Annotated in this window: 18 protein-coding genes; 4 read left to right on the top strand and 14 right to left on the bottom strand. The window is 42.5% G+C overall.

Annotation, left to right across the window (positions count from 1 at the left end):
* Nucleotides 1–69 precede the first annotated feature (69 nt).
* The 4 genes from gatA to ACLOAU_RS24510 all read right to left on the bottom strand — a co-directional run bounded on the left by gatA (nucleotide 70) and on the right by ACLOAU_RS24510 (nucleotide 3,621).
* Entirely contained in the window at nucleotides 70–1,494 is a 1,425-nt protein-coding gene (gene gatA / locus ACLOAU_RS24525) for an Asp-tRNA(Asn)/Glu-tRNA(Gln) amidotransferase subunit GatA (RefSeq protein ID WP_427864569.1), read from the bottom strand.
* A 43-nt stretch (nucleotides 1,495–1,537) separates the two neighbouring features.
* Complete coding sequence (locus tag ACLOAU_RS24520) at nucleotides 1,538–1,753, bottom strand: Sec-independent protein translocase subunit TatA/TatB (RefSeq protein WP_427864568.1); 216 nt, start codon at nucleotides 1,751–1,753, stop codon at nucleotides 1,538–1,540.
* Nucleotides 1,754–1,906: 153 nt separating this feature from the next.
* Nucleotides 1,907–2,293: a 50S ribosomal protein L19 gene (gene rplS / locus ACLOAU_RS24515; protein WP_427864567.1), complete on the bottom strand. Its 387-nt coding sequence runs from the start codon at nucleotides 2,291–2,293 to the stop codon at nucleotides 1,907–1,909.
* 86 nt (nucleotides 2,294–2,379) lie between these two features.
* Complete coding sequence (locus ACLOAU_RS24510; RefSeq protein WP_427864566.1) at nucleotides 2,380–3,621, bottom strand: multidrug effflux MFS transporter; 1,242 nt, start codon at nucleotides 3,619–3,621, stop codon at nucleotides 2,380–2,382.
* Between the two features lie 197 nt (nucleotides 3,622–3,818).
* On the opposite strand from ACLOAU_RS24510, the gene ACLOAU_RS24505 reads away from it, so the two are divergent.
* Nucleotides 3,819–4,955, top strand: coding sequence for a hypothetical protein (locus ACLOAU_RS24505; RefSeq protein ID WP_427864565.1), 1,137 nt, complete (start codon nucleotides 3,819–3,821; stop codon nucleotides 4,953–4,955).
* 5 nt (nucleotides 4,956–4,960) lie between these two features.
* On the opposite strand, the gene ACLOAU_RS24500 is transcribed toward ACLOAU_RS24505, so the two are convergent.
* The 7 genes from ACLOAU_RS24500 to ACLOAU_RS24470 all read right to left on the bottom strand — a co-directional run bounded on the left by ACLOAU_RS24500 (nucleotide 4,961) and on the right by ACLOAU_RS24470 (nucleotide 11,775).
* Nucleotides 4,961–5,620 carry a hypothetical protein gene (locus ACLOAU_RS24500; protein ID WP_427864564.1) on the bottom strand — a complete coding sequence of 220 codons (660 nt, stop codon included), beginning with the start codon at nucleotides 5,618–5,620 and terminating at the stop codon, nucleotides 4,961–4,963.
* 146 nt (nucleotides 5,621–5,766) lie between these two features.
* Nucleotides 5,767–6,195, bottom strand: a complete 429-nt coding sequence (locus tag ACLOAU_RS24495) for a hypothetical protein (protein ID WP_427864563.1) — start codon at nucleotides 6,193–6,195, stop codon at nucleotides 5,767–5,769.
* Between the two features lie 192 nt (nucleotides 6,196–6,387).
* A complete protein-coding gene (gene rny, locus ACLOAU_RS24490; RefSeq protein ID WP_427864562.1) occupies nucleotides 6,388–7,956 on the bottom strand; it encodes a ribonuclease Y in 1,569 nt (522 codons plus the stop codon).
* A 214-nt stretch (nucleotides 7,957–8,170) separates the two neighbouring features.
* Nucleotides 8,171–8,461, bottom strand: coding sequence for a cell division protein ZapA (locus ACLOAU_RS24485; protein WP_427864561.1), 291 nt, complete (start codon nucleotides 8,459–8,461; stop codon nucleotides 8,171–8,173).
* Nucleotides 8,462–8,544: 83 nt separating this feature from the next.
* Nucleotides 8,545–8,835, bottom strand: a complete 291-nt coding sequence (locus tag ACLOAU_RS24480) for a hypothetical protein (RefSeq protein WP_427864560.1) — start codon at nucleotides 8,833–8,835, stop codon at nucleotides 8,545–8,547.
* A gap of 77 nt (nucleotides 8,836–8,912) precedes the next feature.
* Nucleotides 8,913–11,360 (bottom strand): phenylalanine--tRNA ligase subunit beta, encoded by a 2,448-nt coding sequence (gene pheT / locus ACLOAU_RS24475; RefSeq protein WP_427864559.1) that lies wholly within the window; start codon nucleotides 11,358–11,360, stop codon nucleotides 8,913–8,915.
* A gap of 286 nt (nucleotides 11,361–11,646) precedes the next feature.
* Nucleotides 11,647–11,775 (bottom strand): hypothetical protein, encoded by a 129-nt coding sequence (locus ACLOAU_RS24470; RefSeq protein WP_427864558.1) that lies wholly within the window; start codon nucleotides 11,773–11,775, stop codon nucleotides 11,647–11,649.
* Between the two features lie 389 nt (nucleotides 11,776–12,164).
* Between ACLOAU_RS24470 and dnaB the strand changes: the two genes are divergently transcribed.
* From dnaB to nagA, 3 genes are all read left to right on the top strand, one after another.
* Entirely contained in the window at nucleotides 12,165–13,754 is a 1,590-nt protein-coding gene (gene dnaB, locus ACLOAU_RS24465; RefSeq protein ID WP_427864557.1) for a replicative DNA helicase, read from the top strand.
* Nucleotides 13,755–13,823: 69 nt separating this feature from the next.
* A complete protein-coding gene (locus ACLOAU_RS24460) occupies nucleotides 13,824–14,705 on the top strand; it encodes an RsmE family RNA methyltransferase (protein ID WP_427864556.1) in 882 nt (293 codons plus the stop codon).
* A gap of 38 nt (nucleotides 14,706–14,743) precedes the next feature.
* A complete protein-coding gene (gene nagA / locus ACLOAU_RS24455) occupies nucleotides 14,744–15,856 on the top strand; it encodes an N-acetylglucosamine-6-phosphate deacetylase (protein ID WP_427864555.1) in 1,113 nt (370 codons plus the stop codon).
* 3 nt (nucleotides 15,857–15,859) lie between these two features.
* Here the strand turns inward: nagA and ACLOAU_RS24450 are convergent, their stop codons facing one another.
* From ACLOAU_RS24450 to ACLOAU_RS24440, 3 genes are all read right to left on the bottom strand, one after another.
* Nucleotides 15,860–16,357, bottom strand: coding sequence for a deoxycytidylate deaminase (locus tag ACLOAU_RS24450; RefSeq protein ID WP_427864554.1), 498 nt, complete (start codon nucleotides 16,355–16,357; stop codon nucleotides 15,860–15,862).
* Between the two features lie 75 nt (nucleotides 16,358–16,432).
* Nucleotides 16,433–17,005, bottom strand: a complete 573-nt coding sequence (locus tag ACLOAU_RS24445) for a biliverdin-producing heme oxygenase (protein ID WP_427864553.1) — start codon at nucleotides 17,003–17,005, stop codon at nucleotides 16,433–16,435.
* Nucleotides 17,006–19,222, bottom strand: coding sequence for an ATP-binding protein (locus ACLOAU_RS24440; RefSeq protein ID WP_427864552.1), 2,217 nt, complete (start codon nucleotides 19,220–19,222; stop codon nucleotides 17,006–17,008).
* Between the last annotated feature and the right edge of the window lie 154 nt (nucleotides 19,223–19,376).

Raw genomic sequence — 19,376 nt, 5'->3', positions numbered from 1 at the left:
GTTTTTTAAAAAAGGTCAATTAAAAGTATATGGTTTGGTTGTAGTAGTTATTCGAATTCTTAATAACGTTTAATTCTCTAAAATATTGTTGCAAAAAGAAAGCAAAGATAATTCATTAAAATGAGCGGACATCAATTGCAGGCCAAATGGCATTTGGTTGCCGGGGTGGGAAAATAAAGGCACTGCTATGCCGGGAACACCGGTCAAATTAGCTATAACGGTATAAATATCAGCTATATACATAGCTATGGGGTCTTCCATCTTTTCGCCTATTTTGAAGGCTACCGATGGAGATGTGGGTAAACACAGGAAGTCGAAATCGTTGAAAATCAGCGATAGTTTATTTGTTAAAGTTCTCCTTACTTTTTGGGCCTGGGTAAAATAAGCATCATAATATCCCGAACTTAATACAAAGTTGCCTAACATAATTCTTCGCTTAACCTCCCATCCAAAGCCCTGGGAACGGTTTTCCTTATAGAAGGTATCCAGGTCGGTAATTGCCGTCTTATTGGCCCTGAAACCGTATTTTACGCCATCATACCTGGAAAGGTTAGAAGTGGCCTCTGCCGTTGTGAGGATGTAGTAAGCCGGAACAATATAGTCTAGCAGATCAAAATGCACTTCTTCAACCGTATGACCCTGGTTCTTCCAGTCTTCCAGTTTGCTTTTTATCGCATTTGAAATTTCCGGATCCAACCCTGGATGAGAAAGTGCTTCGGGAAAGTAGGCTATCTTGTATTTTTTGCCGGTTTCCAGCTCTTTGGAATAAGCCGGAACGGGCTCGTTGGATACGGTACTGTCAAAATCATCAGCACCAGCAATTACTTCAAGCAAAAGGGCCGCATCTGTTACAGTAGTAGAAAAAATACCGATCTGGTCGAAAGAAGAGGCATAAGCTATCAGGCCATACCTGGAAATGCGTCCGTAAGTGGGTTTTAAGCCAATAATACCGCAAAAGTCTGCAGGCTGTCTTACCGAACCACCTGTATCACTTCCCAGGGATACCATACAAAGTCCTGCCTGAACGGCAACTGCCGATCCACCTGAAGATCCACCCGAAATGCGTGTTTCATCTGCCGCATTCAGTACTTTTCCGTATACTGAATTTTCGTTGGTAGATCCCATTGCAAATTCATCACAGTTCAAACGCCCTATAATGATAGCACCTTCCGCCAGCATGCGTTCAACTGCTGTAGCCGAGAAAATAGAAGTAAAGCCTTTAAGAATATGGGAGGACGCGGTTACTTCATGCCCCTGGTGGCAAATAACGTCTTTAATACCTATAACTACCCCATGCAACCTGCCCTGGGGTGCTTCCAGCTGATCCAGTTCTTTCGCCCGGTTTCTTGCTTCTTCAGCATAAACTTCCACAAAAGCATTTAGCTGCTTTTGTGCTTCTATTTTTTGAAGATAAGTTTCAACAGTAGTTAGGCAAGATGTTTTGCCCTCTTTTAAGTCCTGATGGTAACGGGCAATAGAAATGAAATCTGGCAAAAGAATGGCTTTTGTAAGTCAGAAAAAAATATAGGATTGCGGTTTATTCGGCCCTCTTGGGTTCGCTGGTAATAGAGTTTGCGCTATCTTCTATTTCTTTTTTAACATTGTCCTTGGCATCGTTAAACTCGCGCATACCTTTACCTAAACCTCTCATCAATTCAGGGATTTTACGACCTCCGAATAACAGCAGCACAATAACCAGTATAATGATGATTTCATTTGTACCCAATGCGCCCAATAGTTGAATTTGTGTCATGATCAATAAAAATTAGTTATCAAAGATACGAGAAGAATACAAATACAGATGTGAACTTGTTTAAAAAATCGGCAATCGTATTCATTTATGGAAAGTGATTCAACAAAAAATCCCGCCAGGCAGGCAGGATTTTTATCAATATCTGTAGTTAAATTATGCTTTTGCAGCAGCAGGCTTTTTAGCGCTAACAGCCATGCGTTTTTCACGGATACGTGCGCTTTTACCGCTTCTTTCTCTTTGGTAAAACAGTTTGGCTCTGCGAACCTGGCCAACTTTATGCAATACGATAGAGTCGATATTAGGAGAAGTAAAAGGGAATAATCTTTCAACACCTATACCGTCAGAAATTTTTCTAACTGTAAAGGTTGCAGTAGCCCCGCTACCTTGTTTTTTGATAACGTCTCCTTTAAAAGACTGGATACGCTCTTTATTTCCTTCTATAATTTTATAGTTTACAGTAATATTATCACCGGCTTTAAAAGCTGGAAATTTTTTTGTCTGTGTCAATTGCTCGTGAACGAAAGCTATCGCGCTGCTCATAACTTATTTTTTTAAGGACTGCAAAGGTAGGGAGAAATTTTTAAATTTTGATATGGTTACCCAAAGTTTTTCTTTAACAACGCATATTATAATTCAGAGATCATGTCTACCGAGCTTTTTTCAACCTCGGCCTTCCGTGCCCGGTAACGTACGATGCCTTTTCCTGTTAAAAGTATAAACAGTGCGGTTAATGCACAAAAGCCCATCACCAGGCCTAATGGGGTAGCAGTTTTGTCATGAAAAACGCTAACCATTGCCGAAGAAAAGGCGCCTGTTGCCATCTGTATACAACCTAAAAGCGCAGAAGCACTGCCTGCATTTTCATTAAAGGGCGCCAGTGCGAGAGCAGATGCATTGGGAAATGTAAATCCCTGGCAGGCCAGGAAGATGCTGCAAAGGATAATACTACTCGCCATACCCCACCAGTTACAGGCGAAGCCAACAAACAGTAAAATGCCGGCGAAGGTTTGGAAAAATATAGCCCGGGGAATGATTTTTTCGCTTGAGGTAATCCTGAGGATCTGCGCATTTATTTGTGTAGCTACAATAAGGGCGCCTGCAATCATAGCGAATATCCAGCCGTATAGTTTTTCACTGGCGCCAAAAACTTCCATAAAAACATGAGGGGAGCCGGCTACATAAGCGTATAAACCTGCTGCCGTGAAGGCACTTGCAAAGGTGTAGATCACAAACTGAGGTTGTTTAAAAACATCAGCAAATCTTTTAAGGATGGCTGCCGGCGCCAACGAATAGTTTGGCGAAGGTTGTTTGCTCTCTGGTAACAGGAAAATACACAACAGTAAAATAATAAGCACAATGGCCAGCAGGATAATAAAAACATAGCGCCAGCCAATAGCTGCAGTAACATATCCCCCGATAGTAGGCGCCAGCAGGGGCGAAACTCCAATTACCAACATTAACAATGAAAAAACTTTGGCGCTTTCTTTTACATCGAAAAGGTCGCGCACCATGGCACGGGATGCTACCATACCGGCACAACCTCCCAACGCCTGGAGAAACCTGAAAATAATGAGCATATTCACAGAAGTTGACATAACACAGCCCAGGGAGGCCAGGATATATAAACCAAGACCAAAATAAAGCGGTTTTTTACGCCCGTATTTATCTAATAAGGGTCCGTACAAAAGCTGTCCTGCCGAAATGCCAATAAAAAAACTGGAAAGAGTTAGCGATACATTGCTCACATCTGTTTGCAGCTCTTTAGCAATATTGGGGAAGCCAGGCAGGTACATATCGATCGAAAATGGTCCTATTGCACTGAGCAGGCCTAAAAGAAGTATTTTTAAAAATTTATTATTGCCCTTCATAAATAATTTATATGTGTTTGGGCAAGCAAGAGTAAGGATAAAATAAGCGGCAAAGCTAAGGCAATTTTCGGGAACAGCGTTGTGGGGCAACCTTGACGCTGTAACAGTCAGCTTTTCCTGTTGTCGTAATTACGCTCATTTTTGTAAATGTATTCGCGAGCACACCTCTATTTTTGCAGGTATTAAACTAAATTTTGATGCGTTTATTGCTAACGTTTTTTCTCTTGTATGCCCTTGCAAGTCCTGTATGTGGACAAAATCAATATATTGATTCCCTGATCAACCGTATTAGTGATCTGCAGGTAGCAGAAACAGATGCTAATTACCCGCCAGGCTTGTTTCCTTCCCAAAGGGCTTATTTACCGGGCAGGAAAGCTCCCAAAGAAGATGATAATATTTTTTTTACAGGGTTGATCACCTGGACGCTCAAAAGCCTGAAAGAAGAGCTATCTGCCAGGAACCAGGCAATAGTGGATGCCATGACGGAAAAGACTGCTGCCAATTATTACCGGTATCAAAATAAAGATGGCAGACCCGTGTATAATTTCTGGCAGACCAACCCGTCGAGGCATTTCCCTAATAGCCGCTATTTTTCTCAACGAAAAAAATATATTATACCTGATGACCTGGATGATACCTCGATATTATACCTGTCTGCTGCATTCAGCGATAGTTTAAAACTGGTGGTAAAAAACCTCATGGCAGAAAATGCCAATGGGCAAAAGACTAAGATCCGCAACACTTTCAGGCGTTATAAAAAGGTGCCTGCTTACTCTACCTGGTTTGGCAAAAACATGCCGGTTGATTTTGATATTTGTGTGCAGGCTAACGGCATGCGGTTTGTTTTAGACAACCAGCTGGAGTTAAATCAGTTCGACAGCGCTACTATATGGCTGATGAAAGATATGCTGATCGCGCGGAAACATATTAAACGCCCGCACTACACTTCACCTCATTATCAGAATACCGCTGTTATTTTGTATCATATGGCCCGGCTGGTGGCTGCTCATTCAGCACATCCGCTTCTGGCCGATCTTAAGCCTTTGTTGATAAAGGATCTGAAAAGAGAAAAGCAGCAGGCAAAAAATGGAATGGAGCAAGTTATGCTGCAAACCTCACTGATAAAACTTGGCGAAGCGGGGGGAGAGCAGATCGTTGTATCTCAAAAGGATTCGGATCGTTTTTATTTCTTTGTTGCCAATATGACCTCAGTATTCCCTAATCCTGTAAAAGGTATTTTTGCGAACAGCCGGAAAACTAATTTCTTTTACAGATCGCAGGCATATTATTTAGCGCTGTTATTGGAAAATGAAGTTTGGAGGCTGAAGGAATAAGATAGCTACTGGTTAAACAGCTGTTGTTTTTTCTCTACCTTTTCAGCGTCTATATTTTCCCGCATCTCCCTGAATTCATTGCGCTCCGCCTGGGGTTCGCCAATATATGCCAGCAACGCTTTTTTCACATGTCCTTTTTTGGCCTGCTTGTAAGCGTCTTTGTTTTCTTTTACCAGGTCAATGATGTCTTCTTTGGCAGCGATCCTGAACTTATCTTTTTCTTTAATAAACAATAGCTCGTCATCGCCTTCGGTCTGGTAAAATTGCTCCACATTTCTATTGAGTTTGGACAGCCAGTATTTATTGTTGAAGTTGATGAATATTTCCATACCCGCGCGCCCGTTACGGCTGAGTTGTTTTAACTGGGATGGTGTATAAGTGTGTTCCTTACCTTCCGGCGTTTTTATTTCAACTATCGACAGATCGTTTTTGAATTTTATGGCGCCACTACCTGTGATCGTAGTGCCGTCTTTTAATTCGGCACTAAAGAAATTGGCTGATGGCACGTTTCTGAGCTGCCCGTTGGGTAAACCATCGGGCCTGCCTGCATGGTCTCGCATACCGCCGCCGCCAGGACGGCCACCGCCCATGCCATTGCCGCCAAATTGTGCATGTACAGTTGATAGTGTAAAAAGGCCGATCATTAGTGGAAGGAAATGCTTCATGCAAGATGGATTTAGGATATCAAAAGTACTAATGCCTGAGTTTGACAAAGCGGGGGATATGATAAAGTAATATTAAACTTAAAAACCAATATACAGGATACTGCTTTTTTTGTGGGTATTATCGGGTCTGGTATGGATAAGTTATCCTACAGGTTTGAAGAGCGTACCAATAATGCAAATAAAAATACCCCAATACCCAGCCACATAATAATTTTACCCCAATGCCTGGTTTGCTCATCATAAACGTAATATTGTTCTTCGTTGTTATCTTTTATTTTCGACTGACTGTAAATGTAGCCAGCATAAATTCCTAACAATCCGCCTAATAAGGCTAGCACGAAACTTAGCAAAATATACAAGGGACTTCCTTTTTTTCCTTGCTGAAGTTGTTGCTTTCTTACCTCTTCATTTTGTTCCCGAACTTCAGTATAGGCCCCGAGGTTTATGTTTCTTAAGCGTAGCTCTTCTTCAACAAGCTTCACAAATGTTGGATTATAATTCCACGGGTTATTGTAGATGTCAGTTAATTCCTGATCAGTTTGCTTTTTTATTTGCAGCGTGAAATCTGGTTGCATGGGAAAATGATATGGTTTTAAAATTAAAGATAAAGAAGCTTTAATGAACCCAGAGGTTTGAAAGTTTCTTAAAATAATTAGATAGTTCAATAGTGTTACTGCAAACGAATGGAGCGTCGCAAGCAAAGCATCATAGAAGCAAAACAGCCGGTCTCATAATAGAAACCGGCTGTACTGTCTTTAGTTGTATAATTATCTTGCCACGTTTACCGCTCTTTTTTCACGGATCACGGTTACTTTAATTTGCCCGGGGAAGGTCATTTCCGTCTGAATCTTCTGGGCTATTTCGAATGACAGTTTATCACTATCCTGGTCAGTTACTTTATCAGACTCCACTATTACACGCAACTCACGGCCGGCTTGTATCGCATATGCTTTTTCAACACCAGGGTAGCTGGTAGCCAGGTTTTCCAGGTCTTTAATGCGCTGCAGGTATTGCTGCATGATCTCGCGACGGGCACCGGGACGAGCACCGCTGATGGCATCACAAGCCTGTATAATCGGAGAGATTACATATTGCATTTCCGCTTCATCATGGTGGGCGGCGATGGCATTTACTACAGCAGGATTTTCGCCATATTTCTCAGCCAGTTTAGCACCCAACAGTGCGTGGCTCAATTCGCTTTCTTCATCGGGTACTTTACCAATATCGTGTAGTAAGCCCGCACGTTTGGCCAGTTTGGTCATGTTTTGGTTCATTCCCAATTCAGCAGCCATAGTTGCGCAGAGGTTAGCCGTTTCGCGGCTGTGCATCAACAGGTTTTGACCATAAGAGGAGCGATAACGCATACGGCCTACCATTCTTACCAGTTCTTTATGCAATCCATGTATACCTAAATCAATAACAGTACGTTCACCAATTTCCATAACCTGCTCTTCAATCTGCTTGCGGGTTTTTTCTACCACTTCTTCAATACGCGCGGGGTGAATACGACCATCCGTTACCAAACGCTGTAAGCTCAAACGGGCAATCTCTCTGCGCAAGGGGTCAAAGCATGATAACAAAATAGCTTCCGGGGTATCATCAACAATCAGGTCCACACCTGTTGCGGCTTCCAGGGCGCGTATATTACGGCCTTCTCTACCGATGATCTGGCCTTTTACCTCATCGCTTTCCAGGTTGAATACGGTGATCGCATTCTCAATGGCCTGCTCAGCAGCAGTACGTTGAATGGTTTGAATGATGATTTTACGGGCTTCTTTGTTGGCTTTTTGTTTAGCCTCGTCAATAATTTCCTGCTGAAGGCCAATGGCTTGTGTATGAGCCTCATTTTTAAGGCTATCTACCAGCTGTATCTTGGCCTCATCGGCAGTAAGACCAGCAATTTTTTCCAGGCGGCGTATATGCTCCTCCTGGTGTTTTTCGAGTTCCGTGCGTTTTTTATTAACTACTTCAATCTGTTTGTTCAGGTTGTCTTTAATAATATCGTTGTCTTTTACCTGTTTTTCAAGATTGATTTCTTTCTGGCTTAAAGACTGTTCTTTTTGTTTAATACGGTTTTCGCTTTCAGATAGCTTGCGGTTACGTTCGTTTACTTCTTTGTCATGAGCCGATTTTAAGGAAACAAATTTTTCTTTGGCCTGCAATTCTTTTTCCTTTCTGACGTTTTCTGCACTTAGCTCGGCTTCTTTTACAATGGTTTGCGCTCTTAAGCTAGCTTCGTCGATTTTTTGTTGTGTGTTTTTAGCGAAAATAAATTTACCCGCCACGATGCCCAACACCAGGGCCACTGCTGCTACAATAATTATTGTGGGTTCCATTAAAAGTCATTTGCTTTTTCTTTCGAAAAATGGTTCTATAATTCTAAATATCAAAAAAATACCCAACCAACGGGATGGGTAGTGGGCGAAGATAAAAATAAATTTGGTATTTAAGTTTGAGATTTGCTATTTGGCCCGCCTATCTTAAAAAGGAACTGCCGTTTGATTTTACAGATCAGAAGGTTCGCCAGCTTCTCACTTACAGATGAGCGTTCTATTGAAGCTCATTATCGATCAATGATTCTAGTTGCTCCAGTTTGCCCAGCAGGTGGTTTTCATCAGCAATTGAAACATTTTTGTTCTTACTTTCTGTTACAAACCAAACCAGCACCATTGATATATAATCCTGCATATCTTTTCCAGGTATTTTGGTTTTAAACTCAACAATTTTATCATTGATAATGCGCACCGACTGACGAACAACCTGCTCATCTTCGGGAGACATTTGCACCCGGTAGATCCTGTCGGCTATATTAATATTGGCGGGAATGAGATTTTCTTGCATGATAATAAATGGTGAATAGTGAATAGTGAATTGTGAGTAGTGAATTGACTATGAACTATGATCTATCGGCTATGAACCGGTTGCTAAACACTTAATAGCGCAATACATTTATCAATTTCTTTAATATACCCGTTGATCTTTTTTTCAAAAGCTTTCTTTTCTTCCGGGTTCATCATAGCCTGACTGTATTTTTTAGCGTCCAGCTGATGTTGTAAAGCTTCTGCTACGTCGGCTGCTTCATTAAACTGCAGCCGGGTTTCTGCCAGGGTTTCTTTCAGTGCCTGGTTTTCTTTCTTTATAGCCGCGTTTTGCTTTGCCAGTAATTGCAATTTTTCCTGTATCTGCTTTATTTTATCTTCAAGAATTTGCGACATGAGAGCAATTTAAAGTTCAATATTCAATGAGTGGCTGTTTACCAGCACACGCGATAGTATTTTACCTACCTCTTCAGCTACTTTCTGATCTCAGCTTGCAGCTCTCTTTCGAGAACCTGCATGATCTTTTTCATCCAGCCATCAATTTCACCATCGGTTAATGTTTTTTCTTCATCAAGAAATGTGAAATTTACTGCAATGGATTTTTTACCTGCGCCAAGCTTTTCACTTTCGAATACATCAAATAGCTGAACCGATTGTAATTTTTTCAGGTTCAATTTTTTTACCTGCTCTTCAACCGCCGCATATTTCAGTTCTTTCGAAATGATAACGGCAATATCTCTTTGTACCGCCGGGAACTTGGAAAGTGGCTTAAACTGAACTTTATCAGCTTTAGATTTTTTGAGAATCAGGTCCCAGCTGAGATCTGCAAAGAAAACGGGTTGTTTTACATCAAATCTTTCCAGCATTTTCTTGTTCACCAGTCCTATCTGGCCTATTATTTCTTTACCTGCTAAAATGGTTAACCCATATTCCAGCTGCGCACTGTCGGCTTCATCAAAACTGATCCCGCTGATTCCAGCCAGGGCCAATACTTTTTCAACCGTTCCTTTCAGCGTGTAGAAATCATTGGCTGAACCTTTTCCCTTCCACCCGTCGGCCAGTTTTTTACCGGTCAGGTATAAGCAAATATGCTCCGGTTCTTCAAATTCACCTTTACCGTTGACAGCGTAAGTTTTGCCATACTCAAACAAACGGAGGTTCTCATTTTTGCGGTTGAGGTTATGTGCCACAATCTCCAATCCTGTCTCCAGCATTTGCGGGCGCATAATATTTAACTCTGCGCTCAGGCTATTCTTCATTTTCACCACACTGGCCAATTCATCTTCACTAAAGTAGGCTTTGTTGGTGATGGAATTGGTCAATGTTTCGTTAAAACCCAGTCCCACGAGGTAGTTGGCCACTTTTTCTTTCAGCACTTCAGCCGCCCTGTTTTCTTCAACAGCCGGTGTCATGGTTATGGAGGTGGGGATCGTTACATTATCCAGCCCGTCAATTCGCAGTATTTCTTCTACAATATCGGCTGGCAGGCTAATATCAGGTTTGTGATAGGGCACCGCTATTTTAAGTGAATCGATATCTTCTTTTTCAATAACAAAACCCAGTGCTGTCAGTATTTTTTTTACTGCATCGGGGTGATAATTTTTGCCACTTAATTTCTTAAGATAATGGTACTTAAGTGTTACGGATGTTTTGGGTTTTTCTTCAGGATAAATATCAATAATGCCTGAAGCCACTTCACCGCCGCAAATTTCTAAAATAAGCTCCACGGCACGTTTCAAAACATTAACGGTCGCCGAAATATCCGTTCCTTTTTCGAAGCGGGCAGCCGCATCGGTTCTTAACCCGTGCGAGAAGGACGTTTTACGAATGGTGATGGAATCGAAGCAGGCGCTTTCCAAAAAAATGTTTTTGGTAACGTCTGTAACACCACTGTTTAAACCGCCGTAAACGCCACCAATGCACATTCCTCCATTATTATCACAGATCATCAGGTCGAAACTGTTCAGTTTTCTCTCTTTTCCGTCAAGGGTAACAAAAGGCGTGTCCTGCGGCAGATTTTTTACGATAATTTTTTGGCCTGAGATCTTGTCCGCATCGAACGCATGCAAGGGTTGCCCGGTTTCGTGCAATATGAAATTGGTAATGTCAACTATATTGCTGATAGGCTTTACTCCGATCGACTTCAATTTATCCTGAAGCCATTGGGGGCTTGGCGCTATAGTTACATTGTTTATAGAGATGCCACTATACCGGGGGCAGGCTGCCGTATTTTCAACGGAAACTTCCAGTGGGTTTTTGCCCTTAAACACGGGTAATGCTTTTATAGCCGGCAGTCTGGCTCCACCATTTTTTTTATCATGATGAGCTAAATAAGCAGAAACGTCCCTCGCTACTCCCCAATGGCTCATGGCATCCATACGGTTGGGCGTGAGGCCAATTTCAAATATTGTATCTGTATATATATTAAACAACTCGGCAACCGGCGTTCCGGGCCTGGAAGTCTCGGGCAACACCAATATTCCATCGTGCGCATTACCCAGTCCTACTTCATCCTCGGCGCAGATCATTCCCTGGCTTTCTTCGCCGCGAATTTTGGCAGCTTTCATTGTAAGCGGCTCGGCATTAAGCGGGTAGATGGTAGTGCCGATGGGAGCTACAATTACTTTTTGCCCAACAGCAACATTCGGCGCACCGCAAACTATTTTCAGTGGTTCGGCGGCTCCGGTATTTACGGTGGTTAGTTTCAGCTTATCAGCATTGGGATGCTTTTCGCAGGTAAGTACTTCACCCACAACCAGGCCTTTTAATCCTCCTTTATGCGATTCGTAATGTTCTACTGCTTCTACCTCAAGTCCGATTGACGTCAAAATCTGGCTCAGTCTTTCGGGTTGCACTTTATCTGACAGGCCTGTTTGTCCGGCAGGCAGGTACTCACTCAGCCAATTATAAGAAATGGTCATTTTAAATAACAGATTTTTGCCCGAAGAACCCCTTCGGGGAGCGCAAAGATACGCAATGTTTAAAGTTCAGGTAGTAATTGATTGCCAGGTACTGCCTAAAAAAACTCCCCGGTATTTACCGGGGAGGCGGTTTGGATAATGGTGAATTTTTAAAATGGTTCTCTCTAAATTACTTTTTGTCAGAAGGGGTTAATGAGCTTTGGGTCAATGATTGCTCATCGCCGGTTAAAAAAATTGAAGAAATGAAAGAAAAATCCGCGAAGGTCTTGGTCAGGGATCCTGCCAATTAAAAGGGTTTGCATCTCGGATTGTTATCAGATTCTTCTTCCACTTCCCGTTTATCGTTTTTGCAATAGCTAACAGTAGTAGTCAGCAATAGGCTGGCAACGGCGATAAAACATAAAGCTTTCTTCATTTATAGGTTTTATTGCTGGTTAAAAAAGCACCCGGCCTAATACGTTCTCATGCGTGCGCTTTCATAAACCGCTTTGGTTTTTTGTTAGGACGAGAGAAAACCTCAATATGTAACAGACACATTAAAAAAAATATAGGTTAATTTTTGCCGGGCCCGGTTTCTCTTATCCTGGTCAGCCTGCCAAATGTGTATAACCTGTGTTTTCGTGTAAGGAAAATGTTTGGAAATAAAGATTTTTTTCTACCCTTTTTCGGGTCTAAATTCGCCCTTTGGTTTTAACGGGTAAGTACACCTTAACTATTTAATTTTACAGAATTACAGGTAGGATTGCACCCAATGAATCGTTGGTAATAACTGATGACAGGACCTTTTATCCTTTGAATTGAACAATGGACCCCATTAATTTAAATAAAGACAGGAAACAGAAACGCAGAACCACCGGTGGTAGTGCAGCAGATGTAGGTACCATGGTATACGGCAAAGTGCCACCACAAGCCCGCGAGCTGGAAGAGGCCGTATTAGGCGCGATCATGCTTGAAAAGGGCGCTTTTGACGCTGTGATTGAAACCATACGTAATCCCGAATGCTTTTACGTAGATGCGCACCAGCGTATTTTTCGTGCTATACAATCGCTGGCTAATAAAAGCCAACCTATTGATATCCTTACTGTAGTGGAAGAACTTCGAATGAAGGAAGAGTTGGATTTGGTAGGTGGACCTTATTATGTAACCAAGCTCACTAATACAGTGGTATCGGCCGCAAACGTGGAGTCGCATGCCCGTATTATTATGCAAAAGTTCATTCAGCGGGAACTGATACGGATCAGTGGAGAGATACTGAGTGACGCCTACGAAGATAGTGCTGATGTTTTTGATCTGCTGGATGATGCCGAATCAAAGCTTTTCGAGATCACTAACTCTCACATGAAGAGTACCATGCAGTCTATCGACTCTGTATTGGTGGACACCATCAAGCGAATCGAAGACCTGCGTCACCGGAATGAAGATGTAACGGGTGTACCCAGTGGTTTTAAACCTTTGGACAAAGTAACTTATGGCTGGCAAAACAGTGACCTTATTATCCTGGCGGCAAGGCCGGCCGTGGGTAAAACGGCTTTTGCATTAAACCTTGCCCGTAATGCCATTATGAACCCATCGAAGCAGACACCGGTGGCCTTCTTCTCGTTGGAGATGAGCGCCGCCCAGCTGGTACAGCGGGTATTGTCGGCTGAAAGCGAGATCATGCTGGAAAAAATTGCCCGTGGTAAAATGGAAGAGCATGAGATGAAACAACTATATACCAAGGGTATACAACGACTATCACAAGCCCCTCTTTTTATTGATGATACCGCTGCCCTGAATATATTTGAGCTGCGTGCTAAATGCCGTAAGCTTAAGAACAAGCATAATATTGGTATGGTGATCATCGATTACCTGCAGCTGATGAGTGGCGGGGGAGATAATAAAAACGGTAACCGCGAGCAGGAGATCAGTACCATTAGCCGGAACCTGAAAGGGTTGGCAAAGGAGCTGAATATTCCGATTATTGCCCTGTCCCAGTTAAGTCGTGCCGTGGAGCAGCGTGGTACTAAAGAGGGGAGCCGTGTACCGCAGTTGAGTGACCTTCGTGAATCGGGAGCGATTGAGCAGGATGCGGATATGGTTATGTTTCTGTACCGTCCTGATTATTACGATATCAATACCAATTCGGAAGGCGAAGATCAAAAAGGTTTGACCGAGGTAAAGATTGCCAAACACCGTAATGGTTCGCTGGAAACTGTGAAGCTAAAAGCATTACTGCATATACAGAAGTTTATATCCTGGGATGAGGATCCCTATAATGCGGTCGGATTGGGCGGTGGTACCTGGCGGCCGGTAAACGATGATGCGGATGCCGGTGGCGGGGGAGCGAGACTTTTCCAGGCGCAAAGTAAGATGAACAATATGAGTGATGATGAGCTGGATGAAGCGCCATTCTAACAATTAAGAGATGACAGTTGTTAGTTAACTGAAAACAGCCATCGCTCTGATCAAATTTAAATCAGGATTTTGTTACCTTATTTCTATATACAGGAACTTCAGCTTAATTCAGAAATATCAGAAAGTGATGAAGGTATTTTCACTGCTGTTAGCCTGGTGGTTGATCAGCCAGGTGTTAATGTGATAGCTCCATCCCCTGAGACGACGGGTAATGATGAGAGTACAGGAACAGAGATAAGCAACGAATTTAATGCTGCAGCTAAAAAGGAGAGAAGAAAGAGGCCGGTTGTAACTATTACATTAGATGAAACCAATTCCAAACATGCTATCCAGGTGTTGAGAATGAAAATAGGGGATCAAATGCACCTGACCGATGGGAAGGGCCACCTGATTACCGCTTCCATTGTTAATGATCACCGGAAACACTGCCAGGTATCGGTGGATATTATTGAACCTAAAGAAAAAAGAGGTGCCACAGTAACTGTAGCTATTGCACTTACCAAAAATACCAGCCGGTTTGAATGGTTCCTCGAGAAAGCAGCAGAGCTGGGTGTAAGCAGGGTGATCCCGCTTATTACCAAACGTACCGAAACAGAGAAGTTCAAAGAAGAACGCCTTCACAATATATTAGTAAGCGCCATGCTGCAAAGTCAGCAAACCTGGCTACTGCAAATGAGCGCTCCTGTTGAGTTTAATAAATTTATAGCTGATCCCGAACCTGTGCCTGCCGCCCAAAAATATATTGCCCATTGTATTGAAACGGATAAGCAATATTTAAAATATTCCTCATCTCCTTCACTTATTTTAATCGGGCCCGAGGGTGACTTCACTCCGGAAGAAATTGAAGCTGCTTTGAATAAGGGCTACCAGCCTGTTACGTTGGGCGAAACCCGTTTGCGAACCGAAACGGCCGGGATGGTTGCCGCAACAATATTACGCATCGGTCATTAGCGCCGATAACTTCATTATGTTTGCTAAAAAACCGCATCATGGCGCAGGCAATCATTAATGCAACTGTTTTTACCGGTTCTGAAGTTTTAAAAAATGTAGCTGTACTTACCCGGCATGGAAAGATACTGGATATAACAGCTCATGTACCCGAGGGTTTTGCAATTGTTGATGCCGCAGGAAAGAATGCTGCCCCTGCTTTTATAGACATACAGCCCAACGGAGGCTATGATCTTTATTTTTCAAAGGAACTATCTGCTGCTGCTCTGCAGGACATGTACCAGGCTAGCATCGATCATGGTACAGGTTATATACTGCCCACATTAATTTCCTCTGGTTTTGAAACTATTTTAAAAGGTATTGAGGTGGTTAAAAGCTTTATGCAACAGCAACCCGGTGTATTGGGCATGCACCTGGAGGGGCCTTTTATAAATATTGATAAACGGGGAGCGCATCCGGCTGCTATCATTCGTAAGCCCACTGATGAAGAGTTGAAACAGATCATCGATTCGGGTAAAGATGTAATAAAGATAATTACAATAGCTCCCGAGTGTTTTACGGATGATCAATTGCAGTTATTGCTGGATAGCGGTATTAATATTGCCATTGGCCATACCGCTGTTACCTACGAGCAGGCACAGTATTATTTTTCGAAAGGGATTCAACTGGTGACTCATTTGTACAATGCCATGAACCAGATGGGGCATAGGGAGTGCGGCCTGGTGGGAGCAATATTCGATAATGAAAGTATATATGCTCCCGTTATTCTTGATGGAGGGCATTGCCATTACGCAGCCGCCAGAGTGGCTTATAAGCAAAAGGGCGACAAACTGATTCTATTATCAGATGCTGCCTTCCTGGGGAGGAAAAAACAGGTATTTGATTGGGAAAACCTTAGTATAAAAATGGTAGATGGCTATTACCGGGATGGGGCCGGTAATTTGGGCGGCGCAGCCATTTCTATGATCGATGCCGTTAAGAATGCAAGAACACATTTACATGTTACCTTACAGGAAGCTATTGAAATGGCTACCAGCCGGGTGGCCAAAGCCATAAAAATGGACGATCGTATAGGGTTTATACAGCCTGGTTACGATGCAAGGTTTGTGTTATTTGATGATGAGCTGGATTCGGTGGCGTTTATAGAAGGGTAACTGTTAAACGTCGCCTTCTTCAAATGAAAGTGCAATATGTTTTTGCTGTGCTTCCATCTTTCTCATGGCAATGCCAGCTTTTTCCAGCATTTTTTTGGAAGCGATAAAACTGTCTTGCGTAGCATATTTATCTGACAGGTAAATTACTTCTCCGATACCCGCCTGAATGATGGCCTTGGTACATTCGTTACAGGGAAAAAGTGCGGTGTATATTTTACAGCCATGAAGGCTGATGCCGATATTGTTCAAAATGGCGTTCAGTTCAGCATGACAAACATAAGGGTACTTGGTTTCCAAGAAAGTGCCTTGCTTTTGCCAGGGAAACTCATCGTCGCTGATGCCGATGGGTAAACCATTATATCCCACGCCTACAATTTTATTCTGCTTATTTACGATACAGGCGCCCACCTGTGTTGAAGGATCTTTACTGCGTTTGCCGGAAAGCAATGCTACGCCCATAAAATACTCATCCCAGCTAATATAATTCTCTCTTTTTGACATTGCGGAACTTTAACAGTTCTTGCAAAATTATCGGAATTGTGGTATCGTACTTAAGAAAACTATACAGTGTATCTGCTACGCTGGTTTGATGGCTTCTGCTATTTCAAGGTACAGCTTGTATACTTTTTGAGCGCCCAGCAAGGCACTGCTATGATCCTCATATTGATTGATTTTTTCCAGGAACTGCTTCCACATCACTCCTGTACGATCTGCGTAAACATTGTAATAAGCTAAAGGCAATGTGGCGAATAAGTCATTTTTTTTCAATCGCTTAATAATAACCTGTCCGCCTAAAGTAGCGCCTTCCAAAACATATAAAGCTCCCAATGCCTCAGCTTCACTGTTAAAAGCCGGTCGCTCAACAGGTAACTGCCGGTCTTGAGAAAGGTTGATCCCTGACGCTTCCATATCTTCTTCAAGAGCGTGTAGCTTTCTTCTTTTGGTGAGTTCAACCTCCTGGCTTATTCGTTCGCCTAACACATCAAAGATGACCGGTTCCAATAGCTGGTGTACCATGTAGTTAACGCGTAATACTTTGTTGTAATCGGCAAGGGTAAAACTTCCGTCCATAATAGCAGCAGCAAACAAATCCTGTTCCAGCCGGGTATGCAATGGAGCCGTAGTTGATTTAATAATGTTACTCAGCATTTAAGAAGGTGTATTTTGAAATACAAGGTAGAAGGCGGTGCCTTCGCCGAGGTTACTGATGCACCAGGCGTAACCTTTATGTTTTTCAAGGATCGTTTGTACAATGGGCAGGCCAATACCGGAACCCTCAAATTCACCGGCATTCTGGCAACGGTTGAACAGGTCAAATATGTGAGCATGATCTTCCGGCGGAATACCAATGCCATTATCCAGTATACGATAACAGGTATAGTTGTCTTTCTTAAAGCCGCTGATCTCAACTTTCGGGTTACCGGTTTTGGAACTATATTTTAAAGCATTACCAATGATGTTGGAGAAGCAATGATAAATAAGGTGATGGTCCCCGAATATTTCAGGAGTATTACCAATAACAATTTTTGTTTTATGGTATTCATGAGCGATGGTATGATCGCTCACAATATCATTAATGAGTTTAGAAACGTCTACCTCCTTAAAGGTGATCTCGTTTTTATTAATACGCGTAAGCTGGTTGACCCCCGATATCATTTCGCTCATTTTGTCAACACTGGTTACGATCTTTTTCGTGATCTCTTTTTCCTTCGGGCTCATAGAGTCTCCCGCCAGCAATAGCAGCTGGGCATAAGACCTGATGACGGTTAAGGGCGTTTTCAGATCATGAGAAACCGTATAGCTGAAAAATTCAAGGTCTTTGGTAATACGATTCAGCTTGCTATTGTAATCGGAAATCTGCTTTCTTTCTTTTTCGAAAGAAGAATCCAGCAACACTGCCACCCGTTGGGCCGAACTGATTTCTTCATTAGTCCAGCTTTCAGATTGATGGGTAATATTCTCTCGCCAGACAGCAAAGGATTTCCTGGGAACATAACGCTGTAGCTGCTGATTGCCTTTTACGGGTTGGGTATCCTTATCATGTGGGTTACCTGCCCATTGAACTACGTACCGGTTTTCTTTTTTAAACCACATCAGGTATCCTTCTTCAACAGTCAGTGGAGCAATTAATATACCGCTCGCCTTTTTATAGTATGCCACTGCTCTATGCTCTTCTTTCGAAAACTGTTGTGTATAGTATAGGCCGTAAATGCTTTTGGCTTTATGCCATTCTATTATAGATAGTATCTGGTCTCTTTCAGGCACCAGGCCATGAGTGTATAACTGACCATCAAACATCAGCGCAAAACCAGATGCGTTGGTGGTATGTAGCAGATGTTGCAGCCCTTTATTTAAGCCTGATTTAAAGTTGTGCTCCTGGATGATCAGTTCCTGCAGCTTCGAATAACTGGCCGTATATTTTCTTTCTGCCTGCTTGGACAGGTCTTTTAACTTTTCCGAAATTCCCGACATCATTACTTTGGCAATAAGTAAAGTAGCCTGCCTTACCTTGTAGTCAATTATCTTCCCGGTACTGTGATGGCAGGAAACCAGGCCCCAAAGTACGTTATCATCCATTATAGAAACGCTATAACTGGATGTGACGCCCATATTTTTTAAGTACTCGATATGGGTTGGAGATACGGCGCGCAGTACAGAATAAGTAAGATCAAGTGGGGTTGGAGTAGACGAAATTACCAGCGGCGTTGTCCCACCAGCTTCGTGTACCAGGCGGGTATGGTTTTTTTTATAGAGTTCCCGTGCTTGCCGGGGTATATCTGTCTCCGGATATCGTAATCCCATAAAGGGTTCCAGGCCACCATCTATTGCTTCTGCTACTACCTGTCCGCTTCCATCAGCATGAAACTGGTATATCATCACACGCTCCAAACCAGTGATCCGCTTTATCTCCGAAACAGCTGCATCCATAATATCGGCAATAACATTCTGGCCGATAACAGTGTCTACTATTTCAAAGATCTTATCAGATACGTCACCTTCCTGCAAAACAGGTTCCGTTTCAAATATCAGGTAGTTATTGCTGAAAGAATGAATGAGGTAATAATTAATATGATTGCAGGTTACTACCGGGTAATGATTGGGCAGGTTTTCATCGCCTTTACTTAGCGATGCCGCATAATGCGAGAACAAAAAGCCGGGCCCGGTAATAAGCTTGTCTAAAATTTTACAGTGCCTTCCAATAAGGTCATTGGCATCTATCGATAATAAACTATTTACATTTTCGCTGGCATGGGTAACCTGTTCTTTGTCCTTCTCTACGCCAATCAGGAAGCCCCTGTCCTGGATTCTACCAAGGATGTGGATGGGTTCTGTATGGCATTGAAGTATTGAAGAAGGATGACTCATAACGGTTTTGAGGATTATTCCTTATACGCCGGAGAAGGTAAATGTAACTATTGTTTACGATATATGGCCTATAAACGTTTTATCGAACTGTTTAGCATTGAATTTCATACCAGTAGAATGTTAAAGTTATTGTAACTGCTATGGAATATAGCCT

This window comes from Paraniabella aurantiaca (genome assembly GCF_050309965.1).
GTDB lineage: Bacteria > Bacteroidota > Bacteroidia > Chitinophagales > Chitinophagaceae > Niabella.
The sequence above is the reverse complement of the archived record's forward strand: the minus strand, read 5'-3'. Positions and strand labels throughout refer to the sequence as shown.

What these genes read in the sequence shown, in the direction of transcription:
- ACLOAU_RS24520 (WP_427864568.1), bottom strand. Translation starts at nt 1,753, where the DNA reads ATGACACAAATTCAACTATTGGGCGCATTGGGTACAAATGAAATCATC.
- rplS (WP_427864567.1), bottom strand. Translation starts at nt 2,293, where the DNA reads ATGAGCAGCGCGATAGCTTTCGTTCACGAGCAATTGACACAGACAAAA.
- ACLOAU_RS24510 (WP_427864566.1), bottom strand. Translation starts at nt 3,621, where the DNA reads ATGAAGGGCAATAATAAATTTTTAAAAATACTTCTTTTAGGCCTGCTC.
- ACLOAU_RS24505 (WP_427864565.1), top strand. Translation starts at nt 3,819, where the DNA reads ATGCGTTTATTGCTAACGTTTTTTCTCTTGTATGCCCTTGCAAGTCCT.
- ACLOAU_RS24500 (WP_427864564.1), bottom strand. Translation starts at nt 5,620, where the DNA reads ATGAAGCATTTCCTTCCACTAATGATCGGCCTTTTTACACTATCAACT.
- ACLOAU_RS24495 (WP_427864563.1), bottom strand. Translation starts at nt 6,195, where the DNA reads ATGCAACCAGATTTCACGCTGCAAATAAAAAAGCAAACTGATCAGGAA.
- rny (WP_427864562.1), bottom strand. Translation starts at nt 7,956, where the DNA reads ATGGAACCCACAATAATTATTGTAGCAGCAGTGGCCCTGGTGTTGGGC.
- ACLOAU_RS24485 (WP_427864561.1), bottom strand. Translation starts at nt 8,461, where the DNA reads ATGCAAGAAAATCTCATTCCCGCCAATATTAATATAGCCGACAGGATC.
- ACLOAU_RS24480 (WP_427864560.1), bottom strand. Translation starts at nt 8,835, where the DNA reads ATGTCGCAAATTCTTGAAGATAAAATAAAGCAGATACAGGAAAAATTG.
- pheT (WP_427864559.1), bottom strand. Translation starts at nt 11,360, where the DNA reads ATGACCATTTCTTATAATTGGCTGAGTGAGTACCTGCCTGCCGGACAA.
- ACLOAU_RS24470 (WP_427864558.1), bottom strand. Translation starts at nt 11,775, where the DNA reads ATGAAGAAAGCTTTATGTTTTATCGCCGTTGCCAGCCTATTGCTGACT.
- dnaB (WP_427864557.1), top strand. Translation starts at nt 12,165, where the DNA reads ATGGACCCCATTAATTTAAATAAAGACAGGAAACAGAAACGCAGAACC.
- nagA (WP_427864555.1), top strand. Translation starts at nt 14,744, where the DNA reads ATGGCGCAGGCAATCATTAATGCAACTGTTTTTACCGGTTCTGAAGTT.
- ACLOAU_RS24450 (WP_427864554.1), bottom strand. Translation starts at nt 16,357, where the DNA reads ATGTCAAAAAGAGAGAATTATATTAGCTGGGATGAGTATTTTATGGGC.
- ACLOAU_RS24445 (WP_427864553.1), bottom strand. Translation starts at nt 17,005, where the DNA reads ATGCTGAGTAACATTATTAAATCAACTACGGCTCCATTGCATACCCGG.
- ACLOAU_RS24440 (WP_427864552.1), bottom strand. Translation starts at nt 19,222, where the DNA reads ATGAGTCATCCTTCTTCAATACTTCAATGCCATACAGAACCCATCCAC.